Here is a 14,745-nt window from a genome sequence, read left to right on the forward strand (position 1 = left end):
AAGAATAAGGAATGGCGGCACGATTCAGCTAAGTCGTTGCGAAAAATTGAATATTCATAGAACGAATCATTCATTGTTTTGAAATAAATCTGATGTATGGTGGATGCACATCAGATTTCCTGGTGTAACGAATTTTTCAATTGCTTCTTGCTTATGCAAGTTCATCCCGGCTTTCCTGCCGGGATTCTTTTATTCAGCTCAGCGGTTCACTTCATTAACACTAAAATCGTGTATATCCAGTTCAAAGGCTTCCGCTAATTCGGAGTAGGTGTGCCATGTGCGCCCATCGATACTGACTCGATGCGGATCGTCACTCGCACGTGTCACTTCACTTTCGCTAATCTCATTGATGGCCGCCAATAGCGCATCGACATCAATACGCGTGGTTTCATTGAGCTCTTTCGCGGTCTTCATGCAGTCGTCCTCCAGGCTATACCCGTGTTTAAGTATAGACGCTTAACAAAATGCATAACCTTGCGCATCATGCGATGCGAATGAGTCGTTTTTGATCTACACTGGCACAAAGAAACTTGGAGATTTTTGTTATGAATATCAACGATCGCGTGACAGTCAAAACCGATGGCGGCCCGCGTCGGCCAGGCGTGGTATTAGCTGTCGAGCAATTTAGCGAGGGGACGATGTACCTCGTGTCGCTGGAAGAGTATCCGTTGGGGATCTGGTTCTTTAACGAACTGGGGCACCCGGATGGCGTTTTTGTTGAGCGCTCTGAGTAATATATTTGCGGTGGATATCGCTTGCGCTAATCCACCCTAAAACCATCCTGGTTGGATTAACGCAAATTTACGAAGATACCGTTGGTGACATTATCGGTAAGGCGGACCACATGATAAATCACTTGCTTATTATGTGTCTTTATCTTGCGTTTTATATTCCCTTTGTGTGACGAAACCGTTTTTGCTTTGATATTCATCTGGTCGGATATTTGAATTGTGCCTTGTCCAGACATCCACATTTTAAGCATGCTGGACTCAGTTCGGCTTAATGATAATGTGGGTAAATTAATATGCCCGATACAGTGAGCATTTTTTGCTAAATATTCTGAAAGTATTTCGTCCAGTGACTCTGGCTTTATAGATTTAGAGCTGATCAGTAGATTACTACGCACCAAAAGATATTCATCGAAATGAATATTAGCAATTGCCATAAAGACCAGGAATAAAGTACTGGGATGCTGATTAATGATCTGCTTAATTCGCTCGCTGCTTTGAGCATCATGGATAAAACAGTCCTCATTAATAAACACCACATTGGGTGTCTGGGACTCACAAGCGAGCGCTAAATCCTCAATTGTCTCCACGTTGGTCATCTGTCGTTTTCGGATGCCACGGCTGGTTAAATAACCTGTTAACCCCAACCGGGTATAACTGCATAAGTCCATAATGATCGTTGACATAACACCCCCCACCCGTAATTAAGTATTTTTAGGCGTACTAACTATCTAGTAAAGTTATGTATAATTTGTTAAGAATGCTCTCAAAGTAAAGTGAATGTTACATTATGTGAGATACCTAAAAGCATATAAGCCGCGCCAGTTATATCCTGGTGGATGTTATTCAAGAAAGCTTTTAGGAATATCCTCAGTAAGACTCCACAAAACCTGGGGATTAATTCGCGGGAATTTCACTCATAATATCTGAGAGTAAATTAAATACTTCACTAAATAAATGTTCGGCGAAAGGAGCCATTAAGGGAATTAATGCCGTCATCACCAACATGCCCACAGCAAGTGTCAGCGGAAAACCGATAACAAACACAGACAGCTGTGGTGACATACGGTTTAACAGACCAAGTGCAATGTTTAGCGTGAGCAACAAAGTGATGAGCGGGAGGGCCAGCATTAAGCCATTGAGGAAGATCATGCCGCCTGCTCGAGTCAGCGCCATAAACGCATTACTGTTAATCGGATTGCCACCGATTGGCAGGGTGTGAAAAGTGTCGACCAGCATCGATATCAGCCATAAATGGCCGTTAAACACCAAAAAAAGTAACATTGCCAGCATATCCATAAAACGGGCAAGGACAGGCATGTTCAGGCGGCTGCCAGGGTCAAAGAAGGTAGCGAATGAGAGCCCCATCTGCAGGCCGATTATCTCACCTGCAGTACGAATGGCGGCGAAGGCAAACTGCATGGTGAAGCCAAGCGCAATGCCAATCAGAATTTGCTGTGCGGCGAGCCAGAAGCCTGCCGCCGAGAAAATGGTGACCTCAGTTGCCGGAAGGGTCGGAGCAACTATCCAGGTAATCATCAACGCGAGGCCAATTTTTACCTTCTTGGAAATCGCGCGTTCACTGAGAATCGGTGCAGTGGAGATTAGGGCCAGAATACGAATAAATGGCCAGAACCCCATACTTAATAATGTGAGCCACTGCCCGCTATCAATGTGAATCATCCAATGTTCATCGGGATGTTCGTCAGCAGCGTGCGCATATAATCCAGCAGCAGATTAAGCATCCACGGCCCTGCAACGATAATAGTGACGAACACCGCGAGAATTTTCGGGATAAACGATAGGGTCATTTCGTTTATCTGGGTCGCGGCCTGCAGCATACTGATCACCAGACCTGTGACCAGTGCCACCATCAATAACGGGGCTGCGAGCGCCAAAGCCACTTTCATGGCTTCGGTGCCCATCATCATGACCGACTCAGGAGTCATCTTTTTCCCTCTAACTGTAGAAACTTTGCGCAAGCGAGCCGACCAACAACTGCCAGCCATCCACCAACACAAACAGCATTAATTTAAAGGGCAGGGCGATAGTTGCCGGTGGCACCATCATCATCCCCAGCGCCATCAGTACGCTTGCGATAACCAGGTCGATAATCAAAAACGGAATGAAGACTGTAAAGCCAATCTGGAATGCGGTTTTCAGCTCGCTGGTCACGTATGCCGGCAACAATATGCGCATCGGAACCACTTCAGGCCCTTCCAGCGGCGGTGTATCTGCCAGGCGTGCAAACAGTGCCAGATCTGCTTCACGTGTTTGGCGCAACATGAACTCACGTAGCGGCTTCGAACCCCGCTCAATGGCTTCGTCCATCTGGATTTTGTTTTCACTAAATGGCTGGTAAGCGTCGGTATAAATTTTGTCGAATACCGGGGCCATAATGAAAAAGGTCAGAAACAGCGCAAGTCCCAACAATACCTGGTTGGGCGGTGCAGACGGTGTGCCCAATGCGCTACGCAGCAGGCCAAAAACAATGATGATGCGAGTGAAGCTTGTCATCATCAGTAGAATTGCCGGCAAAAATGTCAGCGAAGTAATAAATACCAGCGTCTGAACCGGCAGCGTCCAGCTTTGGCCGCCGTTAGACATCGGCTGGCTGATGAGGCCGGGTAGCTGGGCAAAAGCGGCTGGCATGACTAACAACAGGCCAAGCAACGAGAAAGGGAGCCAACGTTTCATCAATCTTTCCCGTTACGTTTAAGCAGATTTTTCATCAGACTGTTTTTCATCAATTCGCGGAAATCAGCAGGTGCTGTTGGCGATACAGTTTCGATCACCGTCGCGGCGGGGAGCGTATGCAAATGAGTGATTTGCCCGGCAGTCACGCCGAGCACCAGACGCGCATCTTGCACATCAACAATCACCACACGTTCACGTGGGCCAACGCTACAGCTGGCGCTGACTTTCATCTCTTTGCTGGAGCCAGTTTTCGGCGTAAAGCCAAAACGTTTTGCCACCCAGGCGGCGAGCAAAATAAAAACGATAATCGCGGTTAATGCGCCGCTCACCTGCACCAACGGAGAGCCGGTGCTGGCGGTGGGTTGTGACTGAACAGTTGCCTGGGTTTTCATCGAATTAACGGCTCAGGCGACGCATACGCTCGGACGGCGTAATAATGTCGGTGATTCGAACACCGTATTTGTCCGCCACTACTACGACTTCGCCCTGAGCAATCAGATAACCGTTGATCAAAATATCCAGCGGTTCACCTGCTAAGCCATCCAGCGCTACCACTGAACCTTGCGACAAACGCAGCAGCTCTTTGATAGTCATACGGGTACGGCCCAGCTCCACAGTCAGTTTGACGGGAATGTCCATAATCAGGTCGATGTCTTGCATCGCGCCCGCTATGTCATTGCCTTCAAGCGCACGGAATACGCTGTCTGCCGTGCTTTTGTTGGTCGTAACTTTCTGTTCGTTTAACGCGTCAGCCCACAGATCGTCCACGGAGTCTGCATTGTCGTCGGACGGTTGATTAATATCACTCATTTGGGCTGTTCCTCGTTCAGCGAATTCAGTATCGGGTTGATCAAATGTTCGACGCGCAGAGCGTACTGGCCGTTAAGCGTACCGTACTGACTAGTCAGTACCGGAACACCGTCAACGTGCGCCAGAATCCTGTCCGGTTTATCAATCGGCAGCACGTCACCAGGTTTCAATTTTAAAATTTGCGACAGGCGTAGCGGGATATCAGCGAAATTGGCAATCAGCTCAAGCTCAGAATGCTGAACCTGACGTACCAGGGTATCGCGCCAGCTTTGGTCTTCCTGACGGGAGTTTTCCAGTGGCGGATTTACCAGCAGCTCGCGCAAAGGTTCAATCATGCTAAACGGCAGGCAGATATTAAACTCGCCGGTCAGGTTGCCGATTTCCACATGGAATGGCGTATTCACCACGATGTCGTTTGGCGACGTCGTAATGTTGGTAAATTTGACCTGCATTTCGGAACGCACATACTCCACTTCCAGTGGATAAATGGCTTTCCACGCGTCGCTATAAGATTCCAGCGCCAGTTTCAACATGCGGTTAATCACACGCTGCTCGGTATGGGTAAACTCCCGGCCTTCAACTTTAGTTGGGAAACGCCCGTCGCCGCCAAACAGGTTGTCCACGGCGATAAACACAAGGCTTGGGGAGAACACGAACAAACCTGTGCCGCGCAGCGGTTTCAGATGCATCAAGTTGAGGTTGGTAGGCACGGGCAAGTTACGGGCAAACTCGTGGTACGGCTGAATGCGGATAGCCCCGACGGTAATGTCCGGGCTACGACGTAACAGGTTAAATAACCCCATACGGAATTGACGAGCAAAACGCTCGTTAATAATTTCCAGAGCCTGTAAGCGCTCACGCACCACACGACGTTGGGTATTGGGGTCATAAGGACGAATGTCGGTTTCATTAACGACACTGGTCTTGGGTTCGTCGGAGTTGTCACTGTCGCCATTTAACAGTGCGTCAATTTCGGCCTGAGAAAGAATGCTATCGCCCATGGGATTACCGCAAAATAAAGGCGGTATACAGCACGTCGCTGACTGCCTGTTGAGGTTGTCCGGCGACCAGAGGTGGTGCCAGCGTATTCTTTATCGCTTCAACCAGTTTCTGTTTACCTTCATCGGTCGCAAGGGCTGCACTGTCCTGGCGGGAAAACAGCAGCAATAGACGACTACGTACTTCTGGCAGGAATTCACTCAGACGTTGACGCGTGGCTTCATCTTTCAGGCGCAATGTGACACCGATATACAAGACGCGGTCAGCATCACCGAGGTTAACCGTGAAGGTATCCAGTGCGTAAAATACCGGTGCTGGTGGTGGCTCTGGTGCCTTCGCCTGCGCGGCAGCAGGTTGCTGCTGCATACGCCAGTAGCTGTAACCAGCGGTAGCACATGCGGCAAGGGTAATCAGGACCAGTAATGGCATCCAGATGGAGCGCTTGCGGCTTTTTGGCAAAGCGTTGTCAGTCATAAAATGAATCTTTCCTGTATCGGTACTGCATATCTACCCATCGCCCTTCAAGTTGCAGGGGTGTTGGTTGCTCTCATTCACCCGAATCACTTACACAAGTAAGCTCATCGGGATTCATTCGATTGCCGCCTACCTGCACCTTGAAGTAGCTTGGGTATCGGTTGATTATCCTGTGTCGGCGGGCGTTCAAAGGCCCGAAAACAGATGATATTTGTTGTTACCTCTGACGTTTAGCTTAGGGAGCGTGGCTCAGGCGAAAATATCCACCGCGTTATTACCCGATGCTAAACGTTGCACGCTGGCAGGAACTGCCAGCGAATCAGCATCACCCATTGATGGGAAAGCACCGCCCGATCGTGAGGCTTGTTGCTGCTGTTGGCCTGATTGCTGTTGCTGCTGCCCGGCAGAACTTTCGCTACTGATACTGCTCTGCCCAAGCTGGATACCACTTTCTGCCAGTGCAATACGCAGGTTTGGTAATGTCGCTTCAAGTGCTGCGCGAACGTGGCTGTGGGCTGAAACCATCTGCAACTGGGCCTGGTTGTCATCAAGCTTCATGCTGATTTGAATCTGTCCTAAATCTTCAGGGTGCAGACGTAGCTCGGCACTTTGCTGGCCCTGGCGAGTGAATAGGGTGATGTGCTGGCTGACTGCCTGCTGCCACTCCTGGCTGCCAAGCTGGGCGCTAATCTGTGGTGCGACCGGCACAGCAATTTGCGTCGAAGCGGGTGTCGCCACCGTTGCGGTACTGAAGACTGGCGTGGTCAGTGCCGAAGCAGTGGTGGTGTTGTTCGCTGTGGCATCACGGTTGCCATTTTCAGTGCTACTTATGGTGAAAGCTTTTGCTTCAACCGGTGAGTCGGTTGTTGCGGGTGCATTTTTTGCTGTCGCTGCGCTATCAAGTGTAACGGTGTTATCTGTCGCGATGGCGCTGTTGGTTCGCGCATCAACCGTCGGCGCATTTTTTATACCGCTACTGGAAAGCAAAGTATTCAGGCTAACCGCCGCGCTACTTTCACCATCTGACTGGGTATTGAGTGTGTTGGCGGCCGGTAATTGCTGCGGCAGCATGGCAAACAATGCGCTTAATGCCTGCATGTCAGCATTGCTGAGCGTGTGGGTTTGCTCATGTTGCGCATCGACTTGTGCCGTTTTTTCCTCGTTGCCGCTTTTCTTCACGTTAGAGAGCAGGGCAGACAATGCCTGTGGTGCATCGAGGTTCTTTAACAGCGCGGCAAGCGTGGTTTTTTCATCAGCGGCATCAGCAGCAATAGCAGGTGCGTCTTTGCCCGCTGTTTTACCCAGAGCGGCTTCCAGAGACACGGTTTTACCATCTGCCAGAGTGACTTCACCTGGCAGCGCTTTGCTCAGCAGGCTCAGGAAATCTTCACTGAAGCCTTTATCGCCAGGAACTACACTACCCGGGGCAGACGCAGTACTTGCGACATCGGGAGAGGCTGTAATCAGGGGCTGCATAATCATTCTGCTTTCCTCAGTGTTGCCCGCTGGGCGTATTCATCCATCAGTTTTTGATCAAGCTTGTTCTCAGCCAACAGGACTTGTGCTGCTTTGCGCTGCTGTAACGTGCTCCAGGCCTGCAATCTCTTCTGCTTCTCTTGCCATACATTCAGCGCCTGAGTGACCTTTCCGTTCCACTGCATCAACTGTTGGCGATGCTGATCGATAGCTTTCTCAAGCGTCTGTATAAATTGCTGATAATTCTGCCAACGGTTACTGGCAATGCCCTGACTCATGCTGTCGTTGAGGCTGGAGCTATATTCAAATTGATAGTTAATCAGCATGTTGAGCTGTTCTTCTACCGCCTGGCAGCCGCGGCGCATTTCCCCTAAGCGTACTGCTGCGTCCTCGACCTCTTTTTCTGCCAGGTCGTGCAGGGTATCCAGTGCTGTGCTTTGGTTCATTGTTACCTCTCGTCAAGCTTATGCCGGATGACGCTGACGCTTATCCGACCTACGATGGGTTATCAAACCGTTGGAAAAATAATCTCCAGTGACTGGCAGGCTTCTTCCCAGCCGCTGCGTTCAAAAATCCCTTGCTGCAAAAAGGCTTCCAGTTGCGGCCACAGCAAAATTGCTTTATCGAGCTGCGGATCGCTGCCTTTGGCATACGCACCTACGCTCACCAAATCGCGGTTGCGCTGGAAACTGGATAACAGCTGTTTGAAATGGCGTACGCGTGCGTAGTGCTGATCGGTAATTAACGAAGTCATGGCACGGCTGATAGACGCTTCAATATCGATTGCCGGGTAGTGACCGCCCTCCGCCAGACGGCGCGATAACACAATGTGACCATCAAGAATGGCTCGCGCCGAATCGGCAATCGGATCTTGTTGATCGTCGCCCTCGGTCAAAACGGTATAAAACGCGGTAATCGAACCACCGCCAGAAATGCCGTTACCGGCGCGTTCAACCAGCGCAGGCAGCTTGGCGAACACCGAAGGTGGATAACCTTTGGTTGCAGGCGGCTCGCCAATCGCCAGCGCTATTTCACGTTGCGCCATCGCATAACGGGTGAGGGAGTCCATAATCAGCAACACATGCTGGCCGCGGTCGCGGAAATCTTCGGCGATGCGTGTGGCGTAAGCGGCACCCTGCATACGTAGCAGCGGCGAAACATCCGCAGGAGCAGCAATGACCACCGAGCGGGCACGCCCTTCAGGGCCAAGAATGTTTTCAATAAAGTCTTTTACTTCACGCCCACGTTCGCCGATTAACCCCACGACGATTACATCGGCCTGGGTATAACGCGCCATCATGCCCAACAGCACACTTTTCCCCACACCAGAACCGGCAAACAGGCCCATACGCTGGCCGCGACCCACGGTTAGCAGCGCGTTGATAGGACGCACACCAACATCCAACACGTGTTCGATAGGGGTACGTTGTAAGGGGTTGAATGGGGCGGCACCCAATGCACCAAGCGTGGTGGTTTCCGGTGCCGGAAGGCTGTCGAGTGGGCGACCACTACCATCCAGTACACGGCCCAGAAGCGCCGGGCCGAGGGGCAGTTGTTTACCACTATGCAGGCCACCTTCGCTGGTGGCGCGGGCATAAACACGGGCACCGGGCAGAATGCCTTCGACTTCTTCAAGCGGCATCAGAAACAGTCTTTGACCGTTAAAACCGACGACCTCACACTCGATATCTCGCGAGTGCTGCTCGATGATGCAGGTCGCACCAAGCGGTAATTGCAGACCTGTGGCTTCCAGTACCAGACCGGTTGCACGAGTCAGACGACCATAACGACGCACGGTCGGCAGTTGAGACATTTTCGCCTCAAAAGTATCGAGCGAATTGAGCCAGCGAGTCAGACGCGCAGTCATCACAACACTCCAGGGGCTGCAAGGCGGCAGAGTTCTTGCCAGCGCGTTGCAACGCTTGCGTCGAGATCGCCTTCATCAGCGGAGACTTTGCAGCCGCCCTGATGCAGACTCGGGTCGCCACGCAAACGCCAGCCATGCAGGCTGAGCGTGGCACCCAGCATCTCTTCCACGCGGCTTAAATCGTCAGGATGTACGCGCAGTTGTGGTTTGCCGCTAAACAGTGGTTCTTGCTGTAATAGCGACTGAATCTGCTTAATCAGCGCAGTGTTATCAATGCCTTTGGTTTCGCCGATAACCTGGCGAGCCGCTTCCAGTGCCATCTGCATCAAACGTGAAGCGATAACGCTGTCGAGCGCGTCAAGCGTGTACTGGAACTCGCTGACCAGTTGCTGCATTCGCGCATGTACCGGCGCTTGTTGCTGCTTAGCCTCAGCAAGACCTTGTTCCAGCCCTTGCTGAAAACCCGTTTTGCGGCCTTCTTCCACGCCAGTTTTTTGCCCTTCGGCATAGCCCAGTTGATGGCCTTGTTCATGAGCCTGCATCTGCATTTGAGCAAGTTGTTGCTGTAAATCAGGCACACTTTCCTGAGCCTGTTCGGGCTCATCGCCATCCGATTCCGACTGGAACATCGGCTCGAAGGCCTGTGAAGGAGGAGCCAGGTCGTCTGGTGTCCAGATTTTCCACGGAAGCCCGTTAGACATACGTATCCTCGCTGGTGCCAATCACCATCTCGCCGGTTTCTGCCAGGCGACGAACAATAAGCAGAATGGCTTTCTGTTCGTTTTCCACCTGCGAGAGACGTACCGGGCCGCGGTTTGCAAGGTCATCGCGCAAAATATCTGCTGCACGCTGCGACATGTTGCGCAGGAATTTCTCGCGCAGCGGTTGCTCGGCACCTTTGAGTGCGACCAGCAGCGATTCGGATTCCACTTCCTGCAACAGGCGCTGGATACTGCGATCGTCCACTTCGACCAGGTTTTCGAACAGGAACATTTCGTCGATAATTTTCTGTGCCAGTTCGCCGTCGAAGTCGCGAACAGCAGAGATAACCGCTTCTTCCTGCTGAGTTTTCATCAGGTTGATAATTTCTGCAGCCGTTCTTACGCCGCCCATTTTGCTGCGTTTGAGGTTCTGACCATCGAGCAGGTTGTTGAGCACTTCGGTCAGTTCCGCCAGCGCTGCAGGCTGCACGCCGCCGAAGGTGGCGATACGCAGCATCACATCGTGGCGTAGACGTTCGTCGAATAACGCCAGAATATCGGCAGCCTGAGCGCGTTTGAGGTGAACCAAAATCGTGGCGATGATCTGCGGGTGCTCGTCGCGGATAAGATCGGCGGCACTCTGTGGTTCCATAAAGTTGAGCGTTTCCATACCCGAGGTGGTTTCGCGGGTTTCCAGAATATCTTCCAGCAAGCTGGAAGCACGCTCTTCACCTAACGCTTTGATCAGCACAGAGCGCAGGTAGTCGTTGGCGTTAATCGACAGCGCAGCGTATTGCTCGGCTTCTTGCTCGAACTCAGCTAGCACTTCGGTCAGCTGTTTATTGGAAATCTGGCGAATGCTGGCCATGGCCGCACTAAGATGCTGGACTTCACGCGGGCTAAGGTGTTTGAACACCTCTGCCGCTCGGTCTTCGCCAATGGTCATCAACAGAATTGCGCTTTTCTCTGTTCCGCTAATACTCATAGTTCGTTACTCATCCATTGGCGTATAACCAGCGCAACGACGCGCGGATCGTTATCAGACATCTCGCGAATACGCTGGCTCATCACTTCAGCGCTCAGTTTTTGATTCACTTTGCGTTGTTGCTGCTGCTCGTCTTTCGTCAGACGAACAGAAACGGCATCTTCCTCTTCCGCACGCTGGCGCTGTGCTTCCACCTGCGTTTGTTGCACTTCAACCTTGCGTTGAATAAGTGGGCGCACCAGTTTGCGCCACAGCAGCCAGGCAACGATCAGCACTACCAACCAACGGCCTGCGGACATCAACATTTCGAAGAAGGCTTGTTGCTTCCAGAACGGCAGCTCAAGGCTGGTTTCTTCTGTTGCACTAAATGGTGAGTTCACTACGTTGAGCGTGTCGCCACGTGTGTCTGAATAGCCCATCGCTTCACGCGTCAGGTTCTCAATTTGCTTCATTTGCTCAGCGGTCAACGGCAAAGGCTTGCCATCGGTTAGCTGGCGGTAATTCACAACGACAGCCACAGACAGGCGTTGAATATCACCGACGTTCAGCTTGGTATGCAAAATAGTGCGGTCAACTTCGTAGTTGGTCGTTTCGTCGCGCTGCGTATTGCTTGAGCCGGTTGGGGTAGAGCCACCCATCGACGTCGATTGATTTTGTTGAGGTGCATTTGCCGCATTGTTTTGTGGCGCATTGGCAATAGGGGCATTGTTCGGCGGAGCCGGTTGGTTTGATAGAGCACCCGGAACGCCACCTGGGTTACGGCCATTAACCTGCTCACTTTGGTTTAGCTGGCGTGAACGCACGGCAGCCTGAGAAGGATCGCTGTTCGGGCGATATTGCTCTTCAGTTTTTTCTTTATTGGCGAAATCTATCTGGGCGGTGACCTGAGCATGGACATTCCCGCTACCCACGATAGGTGCGAGGATTGATTCGATACGGCGCTGGAAGCGGCTTTCAACATCCATCGCATATTTCAGTTGAGCATCGTTTAAGTCGCGGCCTGCGGTATTGGACTGCGTGAGCAGATGCCCACCCTGGTCAACAAGCGTTACATTACCTGGTGGCAGCCCTGCAACCGCGCTGGAAACCATGTGGACAACGGCGCTGATTTGCCCTTCATCTAAAGCGCGGCCAGGCTCGAGGCTGAGCGTTACGGAAGCAGAAGGGGACTTTTGCTCGCGGACAAAGAGAGAGGGTTTTGGCATGGCAAGATGCACACGCGCATTTTTTACCGGGCCGAGTGTTTCTATTGTTCGTGCCAGTTCACCTTCCAGCGCACGCTGGTAGTTCACTTGCTCGCTAAATTGGCTAATACCGAATTTTTCCTGGTCCAGCAGCTCAAACCCGACTGCGCCACCTTTTGGCAACCCTTGTTGGGCGAGGCGCAGACGCAGGTCGTAGACTTTATCGGCTGGAACTTCAATGGCACTACCGTTATCGGAGAAGCGGTAAGGCACATTCATTTGGGTCAGTTGCGTGACGATGGCGCCACCGTCCTGATCTGCAAGATTGCTGTAAAGCACCTTGTAATCAGGTGTTTTGGCCCACAGTACCAGCGCGATAATAACGGCGATCGCCGCCGCACCTGCGACCATCAGTGGGATTTTAGGATTCGCGCGAACGCGGGTCAGCCACTCCTGGGGTTTGTTTTGTGACGTTTGTGCCTGGTCCGCTGCGGTCATTGAGCACCTCGCAACTGAACATAGACATCATTTTTACTATAAAGAGTGAACAAAACGAGCTCCCACAACAAAAGTTCCACATAGATGGCACCGTCATTATTTTCTTTCTCAAAAGTTTCGATGGCTGAATTAGCTCTATTTATTGACGCTAATTACCGCCTTTGTCCTATTGACAAGGTGGTAATCTTGCCGCGATAAAAATCATTGGGGCAGGGAAATGGCAATTCAGGGTATTGAGGGCGTTCTTCAGCAGTTGCAGGCAACCGCGCTATCGGCGGGAAATCCGGTTCAGAATAACGAGCCTAAAGTGAGTTTTGCCGGTGAGTTGCAGGCAGCACTTGGTCGTATCAGCGAAACACAAACCGCTGCGCGTACCCAGGCTGAAAAATTTGCCCTGGGAACTCCCGGTGTTGCGCTAAATGATGTGATGGTCGATCTACAAAAATCGTCAGTTTCGTTACAGATGGGAATTCAGGTGCGTAACAAGATGGTGTCGGCCTACCAGGAAGTGATGAATATGCAGGTGTAGTTGCTTGATCTATAAGATATATAAAAAATATAGACGTACATTTTTATCACTAAACTAAGAGAGCGTAGGTCAATACATATGCACCTACGCAGAAGTGTTGTTGTGAAAAAGTTTGTGGAGTTGTTAATTATCATCTTTACTAACCCACGATAATCATTATTTTTTTGTCATTAATTCCTAAAAGTTACTCAAATGTAATAAATGGCTTGCTGCTTCCTGGTTCCATTTACATAATCCGCGACAGTTTATAGGGGGGTATTGTGGCTACTGTTTATTATTTTATGCTTCTGGCGTCAGGTTATACGAGTAATGTTTCATGGAACGTGACCCCCATGCCTAGCATGGACGTGTGCGAGCTCACCTTAAAAGAAGTGATGAAGGGAATTCCTGATGGAAGTTACGGTACTGTTCAGGCCCCATCTGCTGGAAAATGTATAGAAGTTCAGAAGTAAGCAAGATTTTTAAAATGATTCTAAAGGCTGACAATCGTCGGCCTTTTTCTATTTAGCCTGCCATCCGTCAAACGCTTCTACTGTTAGAGAGCGTGTCGTGGTCAGATACTCACCGTGATGGGAAATTTGAGTCCACCCAAAGTTGTGGAATATGAGCGGCTTAAAACATATTTGTTGATGCTGGGCATTGCGCTAGTTAATTAAATCGTTAACGTTTCGGGCTTTTCGATAATAACCATTTTATTGCTGGAAATGACTGTGCTATTAGACGGAACGCTTTTTAAAACCAGCGTGCCTACGCCAATTGTCACGTTGTCGCCAATTTCTATATCGTCGCCAATGATGCAGGAATGAGCGCCCATATTGACGTTGTTTCCTACTTTAAATTTGATGTCGACACCATTTTTATTGCTGCCAAGGGTGCAGAATTGCCTGATAGTAAATCCTTCTCCAATCACACAACTTCTGTTGATAATCATTGAGTTACCGTGCCATATCTTAAAGCCCTTGCCAATTTTTAAATGGTAAGACAGTTCTACCCCAAACAGGCCTTCATTAATAACTCGGTTGAGTATCACAAACATCAGTGAAATCGGGTAAAGCGCCTTTGTTTTGGCATGAATAGTGGCCATTCTGAAAATTAAAATAATGAGTTTAGATTTGGCTGTATTGATTTTTAAGTCATATTTTAATGTGGAAAAGAAATCACGCATGGCGATATTCCTTTTAAGATTTATAAGAATAATCTTAATTCATAATCAGCAACTCGCCATGCGGTCTGGTAAAAGATTTGCTATGCCAGGGCTTGAACGGCCCGTCTTAATTTCCCGCGATTGGTTGCAAGCTACTGAAACACTGGCGGGCTAAGTGCTTTAATGCGAAAATTATTTTTTCTCCGCAGTCGGGATAGATGATGAAGAAGATTGCATTATTGACAGTGTTGCTGGCGTTAAGCGGCTGTGTGCAGGTTGATAATTACCTCGAAGTGGTTAAAACCCCAGCGCCAGCAGGACTTGCTGGTTACTGGCAGTCACAAGGCCCGCAAAGTGAGATGGTGAGCCCGGAAGCGATCGCGACTCTTGTGGTCACGCCGCAAGGGGATACGCTCGATTGCCGCCAGTGGCAGCGCGTGCTTGCTCTGCCGGGTAAACTGACCGTGCGTTCAGATGACTGGTATAACGTGACCAACAAACGCGATGTTTATAGCGTTGAGCGTGAAGGCGATACGCTGGAATATGCCGGTATGACGCTGAAACGTGTTGATCGTCCGACGCAAGAATGTGCTGATTATTTGCAGAAGAACCCGCTGGATAGCAAATTACCGTAAGTGATGATTCCCTCTCCT

At 50.4% G+C, this 14,745-nt stretch carries 19 protein-coding genes; 3 read left to right on the forward strand and 16 right to left on the reverse strand.

Annotation, left to right across the window (positions count from 1 at the left end):
* Positions 1-198: 198 nt before the first annotated feature.
* Positions 199-414 (reverse strand): YodD family peroxide/acid resistance protein, encoded by a 216-nt coding sequence (yodD, locus tag LVQ76_RS09560; RefSeq protein ID WP_064512069.1) that lies wholly within the window; start codon positions 412-414, stop codon positions 199-201.
* A 131-nt stretch (positions 415-545) separates the two neighbouring features.
* On the opposite strand from yodD, the gene dsrB reads away from it, so the two are divergent.
* Positions 546-734, forward strand: a complete 189-nt coding sequence (dsrB, locus tag LVQ76_RS09565) for a protein DsrB (RefSeq protein ID WP_064512068.1) — start codon at positions 546-548, stop codon at positions 732-734.
* A 56-nt stretch (positions 735-790) separates the two neighbouring features.
* Here dsrB and rcsA read toward each other — a convergent pair whose 3' ends face one another.
* The 14 genes from rcsA to fliF form a co-directional block, all read right to left on the reverse strand.
* Positions 791-1,414, reverse strand: a complete 624-nt coding sequence (gene rcsA, locus LVQ76_RS09570) for a transcriptional regulator RcsA (protein WP_134186492.1) — start codon at positions 1,412-1,414, stop codon at positions 791-793.
* 211 nt (positions 1,415-1,625) lie between these two features.
* The gene (fliR, locus tag LVQ76_RS09575) at positions 1,626-2,411 is read right to left on the reverse strand and encodes a flagellar biosynthetic protein FliR (protein ID WP_232904243.1); all 786 of its coding nucleotides are present in this window, start codon (positions 2,409-2,411) and stop codon (positions 1,626-1,628) included.
* A complete protein-coding gene (gene fliQ, locus LVQ76_RS09580) occupies positions 2,408-2,677 on the reverse strand; it encodes a flagellar biosynthesis protein FliQ (protein ID WP_034458225.1) in 270 nt (89 codons plus the stop codon). Before fliQ ends, fliR begins: the two co-directional genes overlap by 4 nt.
* A gap of 10 nt (positions 2,678-2,687) precedes the next feature.
* Positions 2,688-3,425: a flagellar type III secretion system pore protein FliP gene (fliP, locus tag LVQ76_RS09585; protein ID WP_151994301.1), complete on the reverse strand. Its 738-nt coding sequence runs from the start codon at positions 3,423-3,425 to the stop codon at positions 2,688-2,690.
* Positions 3,425-3,817, reverse strand: coding sequence for a flagellar biosynthetic protein FliO (gene fliO / locus LVQ76_RS09590; protein WP_232904242.1), 393 nt, complete (start codon positions 3,815-3,817; stop codon positions 3,425-3,427). The genes fliP and fliO overlap by 1 nt, the downstream gene beginning before the upstream one ends.
* Positions 3,818-3,821: 4 nt before the next feature.
* Positions 3,822-4,235 (reverse strand): flagellar motor switch protein FliN, encoded by a 414-nt coding sequence (gene fliN / locus LVQ76_RS09595; RefSeq protein WP_134186496.1) that lies wholly within the window; start codon positions 4,233-4,235, stop codon positions 3,822-3,824.
* A complete protein-coding gene (gene fliM / locus LVQ76_RS09600; RefSeq protein ID WP_034458217.1) occupies positions 4,232-5,236 on the reverse strand; it encodes a flagellar motor switch protein FliM in 1,005 nt (334 codons plus the stop codon). The genes fliN and fliM overlap by 4 nt, the downstream gene beginning before the upstream one ends.
* A 4-nt stretch (positions 5,237-5,240) precedes the next feature.
* Complete coding sequence (fliL, locus tag LVQ76_RS09605; RefSeq protein WP_151994299.1) at positions 5,241-5,708, reverse strand: flagellar basal body-associated protein FliL; 468 nt, start codon at positions 5,706-5,708, stop codon at positions 5,241-5,243.
* Between the two features lie 249 nt (positions 5,709-5,957).
* The gene (locus LVQ76_RS09610; protein WP_232864726.1) at positions 5,958-7,190 is read right to left on the reverse strand and encodes a flagellar hook-length control protein FliK; all 1,233 of its coding nucleotides are present in this window, start codon (positions 7,188-7,190) and stop codon (positions 5,958-5,960) included.
* The gene (gene fliJ, locus LVQ76_RS09615) at positions 7,187-7,630 is read right to left on the reverse strand and encodes a flagellar export protein FliJ (protein WP_232921516.1); all 444 of its coding nucleotides are present in this window, start codon (positions 7,628-7,630) and stop codon (positions 7,187-7,189) included. Before fliJ ends, LVQ76_RS09610 begins: the two co-directional genes overlap by 4 nt.
* Before the next feature lie 62 nt (positions 7,631-7,692).
* Complete coding sequence (gene fliI / locus LVQ76_RS09620; protein ID WP_064559259.1) at positions 7,693-9,051, reverse strand: flagellar protein export ATPase FliI; 1,359 nt, start codon at positions 9,049-9,051, stop codon at positions 7,693-7,695.
* On the reverse strand, positions 9,051-9,752 hold the full coding sequence (fliH, locus tag LVQ76_RS09625; RefSeq protein ID WP_232921517.1) for a flagellar assembly protein FliH: 702 nt from the start codon (positions 9,750-9,752) through the stop codon (positions 9,051-9,053). The genes fliI and fliH overlap by 1 nt, the downstream gene beginning before the upstream one ends.
* Positions 9,745-10,737 (reverse strand): flagellar motor switch protein FliG, encoded by a 993-nt coding sequence (gene fliG, locus LVQ76_RS09630; protein ID WP_232864728.1) that lies wholly within the window; start codon positions 10,735-10,737, stop codon positions 9,745-9,747. Before fliG ends, fliH begins: the two co-directional genes overlap by 8 nt.
* A complete protein-coding gene (gene fliF / locus LVQ76_RS09635) occupies positions 10,734-12,419 on the reverse strand; it encodes a flagellar basal-body MS-ring/collar protein FliF (protein ID WP_232921518.1) in 1,686 nt (561 codons plus the stop codon). The genes fliG and fliF overlap by 4 nt, the downstream gene beginning before the upstream one ends.
* Positions 12,420-12,636: 217 nt before the next feature.
* Between fliF and fliE the strand changes: the two genes are divergently transcribed.
* Positions 12,637-12,948 (forward strand): flagellar hook-basal body complex protein FliE, encoded by a 312-nt coding sequence (gene fliE, locus LVQ76_RS09640; protein WP_134186506.1) that lies wholly within the window; start codon positions 12,637-12,639, stop codon positions 12,946-12,948.
* A gap of 652 nt (positions 12,949-13,600) precedes the next feature.
* Here fliE and LVQ76_RS09645 read toward each other — a convergent pair.
* Positions 13,601-14,113, reverse strand: coding sequence for an LbetaH domain-containing protein (locus LVQ76_RS09645; protein WP_134186645.1), 513 nt, complete (start codon positions 14,111-14,113; stop codon positions 13,601-13,603).
* 200 nt (positions 14,114-14,313) lie between these two features.
* On the opposite strand from LVQ76_RS09645, the gene yedD reads away from it, so the two are divergent.
* Positions 14,314-14,727 carry a lipoprotein YedD gene (gene yedD / locus LVQ76_RS09650; protein WP_232864732.1) on the forward strand — a complete coding sequence of 138 codons (414 nt, stop codon included), beginning with the start codon at positions 14,314-14,316 and terminating at the stop codon, positions 14,725-14,727.
* The last annotated feature ends 18 nt before the right edge of the window (positions 14,728-14,745 follow it).

This window comes from Buttiauxella cochleicola (genome assembly GCF_021283185.1).
Classification (GTDB): Bacteria; Pseudomonadota; Gammaproteobacteria; order Enterobacterales; family Enterobacteriaceae; genus Buttiauxella; species Buttiauxella massiliensis.

Coding starts and splice junctions, on each gene's coding strand:
- yodD (WP_064512069.1), bottom strand. CDS start 414: ATGAAGACCGCGAAAGAGCTCAATGAAACCACGCGTATTGATGTCGAT.
- dsrB (WP_064512068.1), top strand. CDS start 546: ATGAATATCAACGATCGCGTGACAGTCAAAACCGATGGCGGCCCGCGT.
- rcsA (WP_134186492.1), bottom strand. CDS start 1,414: ATGTCAACGATCATTATGGACTTATGCAGTTATACCCGGTTGGGGTTA.
- fliR (WP_232904243.1), bottom strand. CDS start 2,411: ATGATTCACATTGATAGCGGGCAGTGGCTCACATTATTAAGTATGGGG.
- fliQ (WP_034458225.1), bottom strand. CDS start 2,677: ATGACTCCTGAGTCGGTCATGATGATGGGCACCGAAGCCATGAAAGTG.
- fliP (WP_151994301.1), bottom strand. CDS start 3,425: ATGAAACGTTGGCTCCCTTTCTCGTTGCTTGGCCTGTTGTTAGTCATG.
- fliO (WP_232904242.1), bottom strand. CDS start 3,817: ATGAAAACCCAGGCAACTGTTCAGTCACAACCCACCGCCAGCACCGGC.
- fliN (WP_134186496.1), bottom strand. CDS start 4,235: ATGAGTGATATTAATCAACCGTCCGACGACAATGCAGACTCCGTGGAC.
- fliM (WP_034458217.1), bottom strand. CDS start 5,236: ATGGGCGATAGCATTCTTTCTCAGGCCGAAATTGACGCACTGTTAAAT.
- fliL (WP_151994299.1), bottom strand. CDS start 5,708: ATGACTGACAACGCTTTGCCAAAAAGCCGCAAGCGCTCCATCTGGATG.
- LVQ76_RS09610 (WP_232864726.1), bottom strand. CDS start 7,190: ATGATTATGCAGCCCCTGATTACAGCCTCTCCCGATGTCGCAAGTACT.
- fliJ (WP_232921516.1), bottom strand. CDS start 7,630: ATGAACCAAAGCACAGCACTGGATACCCTGCACGACCTGGCAGAAAAA.
- fliI (WP_064559259.1), bottom strand. CDS start 9,051: ATGACTGCGCGTCTGACTCGCTGGCTCAATTCGCTCGATACTTTTGAG.
- fliH (WP_232921517.1), bottom strand. CDS start 9,752: ATGTCTAACGGGCTTCCGTGGAAAATCTGGACACCAGACGACCTGGCT.
- fliG (WP_232864728.1), bottom strand. CDS start 10,737: ATGAGTATTAGCGGAACAGAGAAAAGCGCAATTCTGTTGATGACCATT.
- fliF (WP_232921518.1), bottom strand. CDS start 12,419: ATGACCGCAGCGGACCAGGCACAAACGTCACAAAACAAACCCCAGGAG.
- fliE (WP_134186506.1), top strand. CDS start 12,637: ATGGCAATTCAGGGTATTGAGGGCGTTCTTCAGCAGTTGCAGGCAACC.
- LVQ76_RS09645 (WP_134186645.1), bottom strand. CDS start 14,113: ATGCGTGATTTCTTTTCCACATTAAAATATGACTTAAAAATCAATACA.
- yedD (WP_232864732.1), top strand. CDS start 14,314: ATGAAGAAGATTGCATTATTGACAGTGTTGCTGGCGTTAAGCGGCTGT.